Raw genomic sequence first — 12,397 nt, forward strand, 5'->3', positions numbered from 1 at the left:
GTTGGAATTACACTGTCAAACGTCTTCTGGTCATAAGGGATCAACTCAATCAGATGTTTCGGGCAGGCTGCGATACATTTACCGCAGGCTTTACATTTTTCCTTGTCTACTACTGCTATGCCCTCAACGATATGTATCGCATCGAAAGGACATGCCTTCACACAGGTTCCATATCCCATACACCCATAAGAACAGCCCTTTGGGCCGCCGTCCTGCATCATATTTACCATGATACAGTCTTCAATTCCCTGGTACTTATACTGGTCCTGCGCCTTCTCACACGTTCCGGCACATTTTACAAATGCGACCTGGCGCTCCTGTTCCCCTGCAGCCACACCCATAATCTCGCCGATCTGAGCGGCGACAGGTGATCCGCCGACCGGGCACCCGCCTACTTCCGCTTCTCCTTTTACGATTGCAGCAGCCAGGCCCGAACATCCGGCAAAACCACAACCTCCGCAGTTATTGCCGGGAAGAACACCTATGATAGCCTCTTCTCTCTCATCTACTTCAACGGCAAATTTCTTTCCGGATATCCCCAGGAAGATACCGATGAATAATCCGGTTCCGCCGACAATTACCGCAGCTATTAAAATTCCTGATATACTCATGTTCCTTCCCTCCTAAATCAATCCAGAAAATCCGAAAAATGCAATCGCCATCAGTCCGGCCGTAACCAGAACAATCGGAGTTCCCTGAAATGATTCTGTAATGTCATTATGTTCGATTTTCTCACGGATACCTGCCATCAGCACGATTGACACGAGAAAACCAAATGCTGTTGCAAAACCGTTGATGACACCCTGCAGAATATTGTAAGACTTCGTCACATTTGTCAGTGCAACACCAAGCACTGCACAGTTTGTTGTAATCAAGGGCAGGTAGACGCCCAATGCATTATACAGAGGCGGCATCGCCTTTTTAAGAAACATTTCAACAAACTGAACCAAAGCTGCAATAACAAGAATAAAGACAATTGTCTGCAGATATTCAAAATTTGTCGGTACAAGTATAAACTTGTAGATCAGGCCTGTAACAAACGACGCGATTGTAATAACGAAAATAACAGCGCCGCCCATACCTCCTGCGGTTTTCACGTTTTTAGAAACACCAAGGAACGGACAGATTCCAAGAAACTGACTAAGCACGACGTTATTAACAAATGCAGAACCAACTGCGATTAAAAGTAATTCTTTCATCTCATTCCCCTCCTATTCTTTCTCATTCTTAACTGCTTTTTTCGGTTCCGGGCGCACATCCATAAACATGCCTCCACCGCAGGATTCTTTCTTCCCGCATGTAGCACAGCCCGAACCGCATCCAATCTTTTCAGCAATCGGATCGCCCTTTGCCGCAGCCTTTTTCTTCACCTTATTCTGCAATGCAGTCAGTGCTGCCAGAACAAAGAATGCGCCAGGTGCCAGGATGAAGATTGTAATCGGTTCATAAGAATCCGGCAGAATCTGAATATCAAAAACTTTTCCTGATCCAACAATCTCTCTCACAATACCAATTGCCGTAAGTCCCACCGTAAAGCCAAGCCCCATTCCAATTCCGTCAAATATGGACGGAACAACCGGATTCTTGGAGGCATAACTTTCTGCTCTTCCCAGGATAATACAGTTCACAACAATCAGCGGAATATAAATTCCCAGAGAATCATACAGACTCGGGACAAACCCTTCCAGCAAAAACTGGACCATTGTTACAAAAGAAGCTACAACAACGATGAATGCCGGCATTCTGACGGAGTCCGGAATGATTTTTCTCAGCATGGATATCAGCATATTGGATAATACAAGTACGACTGTTGTAGAAAGTCCCATGCCGATACCGTTTATAGCGGAAGTTGTAACCGCCAGTGTCGGACACATTCCCAGCATTAATACGAAGGTAGGGTTTTCTTTAACCAGACCATTATACAGTCTTTCTGTATTCTTATTCATTGACACTACCTCCTAACACATTCTGAAAATATACCAGGGCAGAATCAACCGCATTGGTCACCGCATTCGTCGTAATCGTTGCGCCGCTCAAAGCATCAATCTTATCGTCGCCCTCTTCTCCGCTCTTTGTATAGGAGAACTTCTCTACCTGCTTATCTTTGAACTGATCCTTAAAATCCGATTCTGCTGCTTTCATACCAAGACCTGCCGTCTCAGCAATCGTAAGCATCTCGATTCCTTTTACGGTTCCGTCGCTCAGGATACCAACAGAGATTTTGATATCTCCGCCGTAACCTTCATGTGAAGTCACTGTGATTACATACCCCACGGTTTCCCCGCTTTCATCCAGAGCAGCAGCCACTTCCGTGATATCATCGCTCTCATAACCGCCCTCTTTTAAAGCTGAGGCAGCTTCACTTTCATCGAACTCTGCGTACTCTTCAAAAGAAGCCGCATCTGAGAGAACCGTCCTGTACGCTTCCTGCTTGGCATTCTCCTGTGCCGTCGCAATAGGTGCCTTTGTCACCTCATAGACAAGTCCAAGAAGTGTTCCTGCCACCAGCGTAATAACTGTAAGTATTAAAGTGTTTTTAACAATCTTATTCATTATTTTTCTCCTCCTTTACCAAATGGTTTTGGAAGAGTAACCTTTTCGATCAACGGCACTAAAAGGTTACTGATAATAATCGCATAAGATACGCCCTCTGCGGAACCGCCGAACAGCCTGAACAGCCCGGTCAGCAGCCCCAGACAGATACCGTATACGATCTGCCCCCTCTTCGTAATAGGCGAGGTTACATAATCGGTTGCCATGAACCATGCCCCCAGCATCAGTCCGCCTCCGCAGAGGTGCGCTGTGATGTACTGCGGGTCAAAGCCGTGACCGCCAAAGATGGTAATAAAAATCACAAATGTCACGATGTATGTACCAGGAATTCTCAAATCAATGACACCAAGCAAAAGAAGGAACATCGCCCCCAGCATAATCGCGAGAACAGAAGTCTCTCCGATGGTACCACGGATATTTCCAAGCAGCATATTCATTGTATTCACTGTCTCCCCCGCTTTCAATTCTGCAAGAGGGGTAGCCCCGGTAACTCCGTCGTATACAAAATATGTCATACGTCCGGTAAAAGAAATGAGCAGAAAACATCTTGCGCCCAAAGCCGGGTTCATAAAGTTCTGTCCCAGTCCACCGAACAGCTGTTTTACAACGATAATAGCAAATACAGAACCAAGTGCGCCCATCCACAGCGGAAGGGTCGGCGGAAGGTTCAGCGCAAGCAGCAGGCCTGTGACAAGCGCACTGCAGTCTTTGATCGTGATCGGCTTATGCATCAGCCTTTCATATATGTATTCAGCCAGCACCGCAGATACTGTAGTTACAACTACCAGGAGCCATGCATTCTCATGCCTGAAATTATAAATTCCAAAGATTGTAGCCGGCAGAAGCGCTATAACAACCATCAGCATAATATTGCCGCTGGTTACTTTCGCCCGTATATGCGGTGAAGATGATATGTTATAATTCTCGTTCACTTTGATTCACCTCTCTGTTATTTTTTCTTTCTGTTTGCCAGGGCAATCTTACGCATTGACCCTATGGATTGTTTTAACGGCCGTTTTGCAGGACAAACATAGCTGCATGAACCACATTCCACACATTCCAGTCCGTTCTGGGCTGTAAATGTCTCTTCATCGAACCGCTCGGCACAATCTGCAAGTCTGGAAGGTATGATCCTGCTCGGGCATACTTCTACGCACCTTCCGCAGTTGATGCATGCTGTTGTCTGAGACTTCGCAACAATATCCTCTGTAAATGCAAGAATAGAAGAAGAGGTCTTCGTCACGGGCGTATCCAGAGTCATCATAGCAAATCCCATCATAGGACCGCCGGAAATCACCTTCTGGGGATCAGCCTTGAAACCTCCGGCCGCTTCTACAAGCTCCTGCTGATTGGTTCCCAGCAGCACCAGGAAGTTTCCTGGATTTGACACTGCATCACCACTGACTGTCACTACTCGTTCGGTGAGTGGACGCCCCTTGGCAACCGCATGGTGAATACCGATCAGTGTCTCCACGTTATCCACAATACATCCTGCATCTGCGGGCAGCATGGAGGAATTGATAGCCCGCTTAGTAACGGCATAAATGAGCTGGCGTTCAGCACCCTGCGGGTACTTCGTCTGCAGCACTTTTACTTCCATGCGGGGCTCGTCTTTCACAGCTTCCTTCAGCTTCTCAATGCAGTCTTTTTTGTTATCTTCTATGCCAAATATCCCTTTGGCATTCTCGAACAGAGAAAGAACAATCTTCATACCGCTTACAAGTTCTTCGGTATTTTCCAGCATCCTGCGGTAATCAGCCGTGATATAAGGCTCACATTCAGCGCAGTTTGCTATGATATAATCAATCTTCTCCGGTTCTTTCGGTGAAAGTTTCACTTTGGTAGGAAACCCGGCCCCGCCCATACCGACAATTCCTGCCTCACCGATCATACCGATCACTTCATCTCTTGTCATCTCTTCAAGAGGTCTTATCGGACTGCGCTCAGCTTCCTCATATTCACCATCGTTTTCAATCACAATACAGTCCACCTGGCTTCCTGTCGGATTGAAATGCTTTTCCAGACCTTTGACTGTCCCGGATACAGATGCATAGACCGGCGCGGATACGAAGCCGCCTGCCTCTGCAATCTTCTGGCCTTTTAACACATGGTCCCCCTTCTGGACTATTGGACTTGCAGGAGCACCGATATGCTGAGAAAGCGGATATACCAAATTGCCTTTCGGCAGTACTTCAGCAATCGCCTGATCTTTTGCCAGACTCTTACCGTCATTTGGATGGATTCCGCCTTTAAAAGTTAAAAGTCCCATTCTTTACTACCTTCCTTTCTTTTTTATCGCAATATATGTATTGTACTAGAAATTATATTTAAAATCCAGTAAATCTAATAAATTCCTGTTCATAAATACATACATCTTGTCGTTTTTTTAACACTTACCTTAAATTTCAATGGGATCAGGGTTCCTTTTTTTACAAAGAAATCCTGACCCCATATACATTTTTTGGCTATAAATTACTATATCTTATTCTGCAGCTTGCTGCAAATCCGCCCGCAGAGCATGAGTTACGGGGTGCCCTTGGGTATTCCTTATTCCGCAGTTTACTGCGGACCCGCCCGCAGGGCATGTGTTACGGGATGCCCTTGGGTATACAATAAAGATAGAGACTTTCACAGTCTCTATCCTTTATTCTATACCATTCCTGCACCATCTTCCATACTTTTTTCATGGTCTGTGCAATATAGTATTCTTATTCTTCTGTTACGTCAAATTCCTGTGCTTCCGGCTCCAGTGCTTTCATGCTCAGGCTGATCTTCTTGTCAGACTCATTCAGGTCTACGATCTTGGCTGTGATCTCCTGTCCGATTGAAAGAACATCTGAAGGCTTCTCTACATGTGCTCTGGAAATCTGAGACACATGAAGAAGTGCATCAACACCAGGTGCAAGTTCAACAAACGCACCAAAGTCTGTCATACGTGCCACTCTTCCTGTGATCACTGTACCAACTGCAAAATCCTCTGCCGCATGTGCCCATGGATTAGTCTCCGGGAACTTCAGACTGAGTGCAACTTTTGTATCATTAATATCTTTAACCAGAACTTTTAAAGTATCACCAACCTGGAATACTTTCTTAGGATTCTCTACTCTTCCCCATGACATCTCGGAAATATGTAACAATCCGTCTACTCCGCCAAGGTCGATAAATGCACCGAAATCTGTTACATTCTTCACTGTTCCTTCAATTGTATCACCAACCTGAAGTTTTGCGAACAGTTCTTTCTGCTTTTCTGCTCTCTCTGCTACAAGGAGCTGTCTTCTGTCACCGATGACACGGTTTCTTCTCGGGTTGAATTCGCTGATTACAAATTCAATCTCCTGACCTGCATACTTGCTTAAATCCTTCTCGTAAGAGTCAGAAACAAGGCTTGCCGGGATAAATACACGTGCCTCGTCAACTGTTGCACATAATCCGCCGCCGAGAATCTGTGTAACTGTAGCCTTCAGAACTTCTTTGTTCTCAAACGCTTCTCTCAGTCTCTCATTGCCTTTTTCTGCGGCAAGTCTCTTATAAGTCAGTAGCATCTGTCCTTCGCCGTCATTCACTTTTAAAACCTTCACAGTCATGGAATCACCAACTGATACTACAGTTGTCAGATCTACAGACTGGTCATTAGAATACTCGTTCTTAGTTATGATACCATCCACTTTATATCCGATATTCAGGATAATCTCATCTGGCTTCACATCAATGACTGTACCCTCAACTACCTCTCCATTATGAATTGTTTTAAATGACTCGTCTAACATTTGTTCAAAAGATAATTCTGACATTATTTTGAACCTCCTCAATTATATTGTTGGGCGTGGATGCCCCTGCTGTAATACCTACTGTTTCCACTGACCCTAATTGATTCAAATCCAAATCGTCAAGTGTCTGTATATAGTACGTATCTTTACATGCGTTCTGACATATTTCAAATAACTTCTGGGTGTTGGAACTATGTTTGTCACCAATCACGATCATAGCATCCACCTCTTCTGCAATACTCCCCGCTTCATTCTGACGCGCCTTAGTTGCACTGCAGATCGTATTTAAAACACTTACATCATAACTCTTTTTTGAAATAATTTCAACTAAATCTTTAAATTTATTGTAATTAAATGTCGTCTGGGCAACAATGCAGATTTTCTCTTCCTGTTCAGGAACGAACTTTTCCGCATCCTCAGCATTCTGCACAACCGTCACATTTTCTCCCGCCCATCCTTTGATTCCTTCCACTTCCGGATGCTCCGAATTGCCAATAATGACTATATGTTTTCCTTTACCGCTTTCTTTTTTAACGATGTTATGAATTTTTTTTACAAAGGGGCAGGTAGCATCGATTACAGTAAGCCCCCTGTCTTCCATTTTTTTATAAATATATTCCGGAACACCATGGGAGCGTATGATCACCGTACCTTTTGCCAGTCGCTCCAGATCAGCTTCTGTTCGCAGTACCTTCACTCCTCTTTTTTCCATATCCTTTACAACTTCCTCATTGTGGATAATGGGACCGTAAGTATAGATATCCTCGTTGTCCGCTGTTTCCTTTTGGAGCTCTTTATAAACCGTCTCTACGGCACGTTTCACGCCGAAGCAGAATCCGGCTGTTTTCGCCCGTTTTACTTCCATCTTTTTTTCTGCCCCTTTCCCGTTTATTTCACAATTACTTATCTGCAATGTCGGATTATTTCGTTCACAACTTCTTCTATCGTCATCTCCGAACTGTCTATGAGTATGGCATCCTCCGCTCTTTTCAACGGAGCCGTCTCCCTGTTCATATCTCTCTCGTCCCGTTCCCTTATGTCCCTTGCTATTTCCTCATAGCTGCAGTTTTCGCCCTTATTCAGCAGTTCCTCGTAGCGTCTTTTGGCCCTTGTCTCCACACTGGCCGTCAGATAGATCTTTACGTCTGCATGGGGCAGGATATTTGTTCCGATATCTCTCCCATCCATAATCACATCTTCCTTCCCGGCCAGCTCACGCTGAAGCTCGAGAAGTTTCGCCCGTACCTGAGGGATAGCGGAACTCGCGGAAGCCATATTGCCGACGGCTTCTTCCCGCAGCCGGGATGTCACATTCTTTCCATTTAAATAGACCTGCTGTATGCCTTCCTCGTATCTGATGCTGACCTCTGCCCCCTTACATGCACTAATAATCTTTTCTGTCTCATCAGGAGCAATGCCTGCATCCAGGAAACAGAGTGCAAGCGCACGGTACATCGCTCCCGTGTCCACATATACATAACCATTCTCTTTTGCCACCAGCTTGGCTATGGTGCTCTTGCCGGCTCCTGCCGGGCCGTCTATCGCCACATTATATCCCATTTATTCTTATCCTCCTCATGCCTTCCTTAACTGTTAACCTTATTTGTCAATGTACTGATATTCCCGCCAGATAGCCGGTAGACCAGGCGATCTGCAGATTAAACCCGCCTGTCAGGGCATCCAGATCCAGCACTTCACCGCTAAAATACAGCCCTTTGACCAACCGGGACTCCATCGTACCGGGATCAATCTGCCTGACATCAACCCCCCCCTTTGTGATAATCGCTTCATTGTACCCGCGCAGTCCTGTGAGTGTCATATCAAAATTCTTAATCATTGCAACGAATCGTTGCCGCTCCCCGCGGCTGATCTCATTCACCTTTTTATCTGGATGGATACCGCTTCTTTCTATCATAACAGGTTTCAGTTTCGCCGGAAACAGCTTATCCACTGCATTCTTAAACTGCCGGTTTCTGTTCTCCTCAAAGTCTCTGAGTACGCGCTGATCCAGCTGTTCAAACTTCAGCGCCGGCTTCAGGTCAATACTCAGCCTCAGATCTTTCTCTCCCAGAAGCTTTCCCATCACGCTGCTGGCGCTGATGATGATCGGCCCGCTAACTCCGAAATGGGTAAACAGCATTTCGCCGAACTCTTCGTAAACCTTCTTTTTACCATCATAGATTACCGCATCCACATTGCGCAGCGACAGCCCCTGAAGCTCAGGAATAAAAGTTTCTTTTACTTCCATGGGTACAAGAGACGGATACAGTGCAGTTACTTTATGTCCTGCTTCCCGGGCAAACCGGTATCCATCCCCGGTAGACCCCGTCGATGGATAGGAGACCCCTCCCGTAGCTATAATACATGAGTCTGCAGGTATCTCTTTTCCGCCCGCAAGGAGAATACCGTTAAAATATCCCTGTTCTGCCAGCACTTGCTTCACTTCAGTGTGCAGATTGATTTTGACGCCCAGCCGCTTCAGTTCCCTGCTCATCGCTGAGATAACGTCTGAAGAATGATCTGATTCCGGAAACACACGATTTCCCCGCTCAACTTTTGTCCTGACACCAAGATCTTCAAAAAAATCAACAGCCTGCTCATTCGTAAAACTGTAGAACCCGCTGTATAAAAACTTGGGGTTGCTGCTGACAGAAGAAAAAAGAGTGTCCATTTCCCCTGCATTTGTCAGATTACATCTGCCCTTCCCTGTTATGAAAAGCTTTTTTCCCAGCTTTTCATTTTTTTCATATATATGGACTTCGTGCCCGTTTCTGGCGGCAAATATTCCCGCCATCATCCCGGCAGCACCGCCTCCGATTATTACTACTTTACTCATTCTCTTTTCCTTCCGCATCCTCAGCCGGCAATGATGTGCTGACATGATTCAGCTCGTCTCCGCTGTATACCTGATACTCGTCCCATATTTCTTCCAGCATCTCCAGCGTTTCAACCACTTCTTTCTGCTTTTTCATGCAGAGCGCAACAACAAGTGCATTCACAACACTCAGCGGCGCCACCAGGGAATCCACAATAGATGCCATGTCGCTTCTTGCTATCAGATTGCATGATGAATACAAATTCATCGGGGAATGTATGCTGTCTGTCAGAGTGATAACCTTCGCTTTACGGTTGCTTGCAAATTCAAGTGCTTTTAATGTACGCATAGAATATCTAGGAAAGCTGATTCCTATAATCACATCATCCTGATTAATCCGGATAAGCTGCTCAAAAATCTCGCTGGAACTGTTTGTATTCACTGCGGTCACATTGTCACATATCAAGTTCAGATAAAACGTCAGAAATGCTGCCAGGGGCGCACAGCTCCGTATACCGATCACATAGATCTTCTTTGCTTTCAGTATCGTATCTATGGCAAGTTCAAAAGCTTTCTGATCGATGCCTGCAAGCGTCAGCTTTATTTTTTCTATATCCGACTGCAGCACGGTAGCAAGAATTTCAGACTGGCTGATCCTGCCATATGTTACTTCCATCCTCTGAATAGAATTCAGTTTATTGCGCACAAGTTCCTCCAGCGCTTTCTGAAAGCCCGGGTAACCTTTATAGCCCAGCTGCGTTGCAAAGCGGACAACCGTGGACTCGCTCACACCTACAATCTCTCCCAGTTTCGCAGCAGTCAGGAAAACAGCTTTATCATAATTCTGGCATACGTAATCTGCCAGCCTCTTCTGACCTTTACTGAGGCGTATATATTTTTCTTCTATTCTAAGCAGCAGTTCATTGGTGCTGTTCTCGTTCGTACTTACCTTATTCTCACTCACGGCAGTTCCTCTTCTTATTCTATTTGGGCAGAATATCCCCGTATATTAATTAAATTCAACATTCTGATTATACAATACAGTGATTTTGATTGCAAGGCAGATTTAAAGCCAAAAGCCCCGCACAGGCAGTTCAACACTGTCTGGCAGGGCTTTCGATGTTAAATTTCTCTCGTATACTCTTTGAGCCACTCCTGCTCTTCCCCTGTTAAATAGGGTGCAATCAGCTCATAAACTTTTTTGTGGTAATCATTCAGCAATGCCTTTTCTTTTTCTGTCATCAGATCCGGGTTGACTGCATCCAGATCGATCGGTACAAAAGTGATTGGCTCGAAATACATAAACTGGCCATACTCATTTTTCTCGCCTTTGCGAACCAGAAGCTCATTTTCCGTACGGATACCATGGGATCCTTCAATATAAATTCCCGGTTCATCCGTGATGATCATATTCTCTTCAAAAGGATGGATCTCATTTGGCCTGAACTGCCAACGGAAACCTGTAGGCGGCTCATGGATGTTCCCCAGATAGCCCACGCCGTGTCCTGTTCCGTGGTTAAAATTCAGGTTCTGTCTCCAGAACGGCTCTCGCGCCACATAATCCAGATTCATCCCGGTGCAGCCATAAAGGAACCTCACGTCAGCCAGATTCAGCATACTGACAGCTACTGCGGTAAAATGATCCTTTTCCGTCTGGCTCACTTCCCCCAGGGCTACGGTCCTGGTGATATCGGTGGAACCTTCATAATAATGTCCGCCTGTATCTGTCAGGAAAAGACCGCCCTTCTTCAACTCTACGTTTGTCTCCGGCGAAGAAGTATAGTGCACGATAGCAGCATGTTCTTTATACGCACAGATCGGCTCAAAGCTCGGCCAGAGGAAATTCCCCTGCTGTGCACGGAATTCTTCCAGTTTATCGGAAGCACTCAGCTCTGTTATTTCAATCCTGCCCACATTCTTTTTCAGCCAGTACATAAACTTCGTATGTGCCACGCCATCCTTGATGTGAGCTTTTCTGATATTCTCAACCTCAGTATCGTTCTTGACTGCCTTCATAAGGATGGTCGGATTCTCCTGCTTTACAGTCCTGACCCCGGCCGGAATATTATTATAAAGCGCAAAGTTCATTCTTTTCGGATCAATCAGTACAACATCATCTGCCCCGAAGGCCTTAACAGCTTCGTAAATATCATTGTATGCATGTATACAAACTTTGATTTTTGTAAATTCAGCTCTGATTTCATCGTTAAACTTCCGCTCATCCACATAAAGCTCCACAGAATCCATCTTCACAATCGTATAAGAGAGAAGCAACGGGAAATATTCCACATCATCCCCTCTTACATTGAGAAGCCAGCCAGTATCATCCAGACTGGTAATAATATGGGCATTGGCTCCCGCCTCCTTCATCGCGTTTCTCACACGTTCAAGCTTGGAGGCAACTGTCTCACCCGCATATTTAACATCCAGCAAAAATGCCGGTTTCTCAGACAGCGGCGGCCTGTCCTCCCAGATTGACTCCACCAGATCGCAGTCATAAACCACACTTCCGCCCTTTGCGGCCGCGATATCGGCATAAACCTGTCCTTCATTCACGCCCACCGTACGTCCGTCAAACCCGATCACGCCCTTCTCCGGAAGAGCTGCCTTCAAATATTCCTCAACCGTTGGAACTCCCGGTTCCCCCATCTTACGAAGCACAACACCAGTTCCCTCCATCTGCTGTGCCGCCTGAATAAAGTACCGGCCATCCGTCCACATCCCCGCTTCATCCTTCGTAAAAACAGCCGTTCCAGCCGATCCGGTAAACCCGGTCATAAAAGCTCTTACCTTAAAGTGTTCCCCAACATATTCACTTTGATGGTAATCCGCAGTCGGCACGACATATGCATCAATCCCCTTCTCCGCCATCAACTGGCGGAGCCTGTCAACTCTTTCTGAAACATTCATGAAAAAACCTCCTTTAACATTCATAGACCTATTATACCACCGAATGAAAATCAATACAATTTATTGGGGGAAAAATCTATTTGTGAGAGCGACTGTCCGGAGCGGGAATGCGGGGGAGGGGGCGGGATTCGCGGTTCGTGATAGTCACGCTTATACTGGAGTAGAAAAGCTTCCGTGCAACCATCCCAAATCCGTCTCCCCCGTCTGCAACCCCTCCAAGTCACGGTTTCCCTCCCATTGGAGCGCCGTAGCTAAGTGAAAGGTACATCCGACCCCAGCCGGGGCTGTGTATGCCATTTCAAAAATCCGTAGAGAGCGCGTTAGACTCCGTAGGAGAAAAAACAGGGAACAT

Annotated in this window: 12 protein-coding genes; all 12 read right to left on the reverse strand. The window is 45.9% G+C overall.

Features of this window, described 5'->3' with window-relative positions; all coding sequences use genetic code 11:
• Positions 1 to 611 (reverse strand): RnfABCDGE type electron transport complex subunit B (locus HMPREF0240_RS15240; RefSeq protein ID WP_009004316.1); only part of this gene is annotated, 611 nt, incomplete at its 3' end.
• A 12-nt stretch (positions 612 to 623) separates the two neighbouring features.
• Positions 624 to 1,199 (reverse strand): electron transport complex protein RnfA, encoded by a 576-nt coding sequence (locus HMPREF0240_RS15245; protein WP_009004317.1) that lies wholly within the window; start codon positions 1,197 to 1,199, stop codon positions 624 to 626.
• Positions 1,200 to 1,211: 12 nt separating this feature from the next.
• Positions 1,212 to 1,946, reverse strand: coding sequence for an electron transport complex subunit E (locus tag HMPREF0240_RS15250; RefSeq protein ID WP_009004318.1), 735 nt, complete (start codon positions 1,944 to 1,946; stop codon positions 1,212 to 1,214).
• The gene (locus HMPREF0240_RS15255) at positions 1,939 to 2,553 is read right to left on the reverse strand and encodes an RnfABCDGE type electron transport complex subunit G (protein WP_035313623.1); all 615 of its coding nucleotides are present in this window, start codon (positions 2,551 to 2,553) and stop codon (positions 1,939 to 1,941) included. Before HMPREF0240_RS15255 ends, HMPREF0240_RS15250 begins: the two co-directional genes overlap by 8 nt.
• On the reverse strand, positions 2,553 to 3,485 hold the full coding sequence (locus tag HMPREF0240_RS15260; protein WP_035313625.1) for an RnfABCDGE type electron transport complex subunit D: 933 nt from the start codon (positions 3,483 to 3,485) through the stop codon (positions 2,553 to 2,555). Before HMPREF0240_RS15260 ends, HMPREF0240_RS15255 begins: the two co-directional genes overlap by 1 nt.
• 17 nt (positions 3,486 to 3,502) lie before the next feature.
• Positions 3,503 to 4,822 carry an electron transport complex subunit RsxC gene (gene rsxC / locus HMPREF0240_RS15265; RefSeq protein ID WP_009004319.1) on the reverse strand — a complete coding sequence of 440 codons (1,320 nt, stop codon included), beginning with the start codon at positions 4,820 to 4,822 and terminating at the stop codon, positions 3,503 to 3,505.
• A gap of 439 nt (positions 4,823 to 5,261) precedes the next feature.
• Positions 5,262 to 6,344 (reverse strand): 30S ribosomal protein S1, encoded by a 1,083-nt coding sequence (gene rpsA, locus HMPREF0240_RS15270; RefSeq protein WP_035313627.1) that lies wholly within the window; start codon positions 6,342 to 6,344, stop codon positions 5,262 to 5,264.
• Positions 6,325 to 7,185, reverse strand: coding sequence for a 4-hydroxy-3-methylbut-2-enyl diphosphate reductase (gene ispH / locus HMPREF0240_RS15275; RefSeq protein ID WP_035313717.1), 861 nt, complete (start codon positions 7,183 to 7,185; stop codon positions 6,325 to 6,327). The genes rpsA and ispH overlap by 20 nt, the downstream gene beginning before the upstream one ends.
• 38 nt (positions 7,186 to 7,223) lie before the next feature.
• Positions 7,224 to 7,880, reverse strand: coding sequence for a (d)CMP kinase (gene cmk, locus HMPREF0240_RS15280; RefSeq protein WP_009004320.1), 657 nt, complete (start codon positions 7,878 to 7,880; stop codon positions 7,224 to 7,226).
• Positions 7,881 to 7,926: 46 nt separating this feature from the next.
• A complete protein-coding gene (locus tag HMPREF0240_RS15285; RefSeq protein WP_035313630.1) occupies positions 7,927 to 9,156 on the reverse strand; it encodes an NAD(P)/FAD-dependent oxidoreductase in 1,230 nt (409 codons plus the stop codon).
• Positions 9,149 to 10,099 carry a MurR/RpiR family transcriptional regulator gene (locus HMPREF0240_RS15290; RefSeq protein ID WP_009004322.1) on the reverse strand — a complete coding sequence of 317 codons (951 nt, stop codon included), beginning with the start codon at positions 10,097 to 10,099 and terminating at the stop codon, positions 9,149 to 9,151. Before HMPREF0240_RS15290 ends, HMPREF0240_RS15285 begins: the two co-directional genes overlap by 8 nt.
• A 158-nt stretch (positions 10,100 to 10,257) precedes the next feature.
• Positions 10,258 to 12,045, reverse strand: coding sequence for an aminopeptidase P family N-terminal domain-containing protein (locus HMPREF0240_RS15295; RefSeq protein ID WP_009004323.1), 1,788 nt, complete (start codon positions 12,043 to 12,045; stop codon positions 10,258 to 10,260).
• Between the last annotated feature and the right edge of the window lie 352 nt (positions 12,046 to 12,397).

This window comes from Clostridium sp. D5 (genome assembly GCF_000190355.1).
In the GTDB taxonomy this organism is placed as follows: domain Bacteria; phylum Bacillota; class Clostridia; order Lachnospirales; family Lachnospiraceae; genus Faecalicatena; species Faecalicatena fissicatena_A.

What these genes read in the sequence shown, in the direction of transcription:
- rpsA (WP_035313627.1), bottom strand. Translation starts at nt 6,344, where the DNA reads ATGTCAGAATTATCTTTTGAACAAATGTTAGACGAGTCATTTAAAACA.
- HMPREF0240_RS15250 (WP_009004318.1), bottom strand. Translation starts at nt 1,946, where the DNA reads ATGAATAAGAATACAGAAAGACTGTATAATGGTCTGGTTAAAGAAAAC.
- cmk (WP_009004320.1), bottom strand. Translation starts at nt 7,880, where the DNA reads ATGGGATATAATGTGGCGATAGACGGCCCGGCAGGAGCCGGCAAGAGC.
- HMPREF0240_RS15245 (WP_009004317.1), bottom strand. Translation starts at nt 1,199, where the DNA reads ATGAAAGAATTACTTTTAATCGCAGTTGGTTCTGCATTTGTTAATAAC.
- HMPREF0240_RS15285 (WP_035313630.1), bottom strand. Translation starts at nt 9,156, where the DNA reads ATGAGTAAAGTAGTAATAATCGGAGGCGGTGCTGCCGGGATGATGGCG.
- HMPREF0240_RS15255 (WP_035313623.1), bottom strand. Translation starts at nt 2,553, where the DNA reads ATGAATAAGATTGTTAAAAACACTTTAATACTTACAGTTATTACGCTG.
- rsxC (WP_009004319.1), bottom strand. Translation starts at nt 4,822, where the DNA reads ATGGGACTTTTAACTTTTAAAGGCGGAATCCATCCAAATGACGGTAAG.
- ispH (WP_035313717.1), bottom strand. Translation starts at nt 7,185, where the DNA reads ATGGAAGTAAAACGGGCGAAAACAGCCGGATTCTGCTTCGGCGTGAAA.
- HMPREF0240_RS15295 (WP_009004323.1), bottom strand. Translation starts at nt 12,045, where the DNA reads ATGAATGTTTCAGAAAGAGTTGACAGGCTCCGCCAGTTGATGGCGGAG.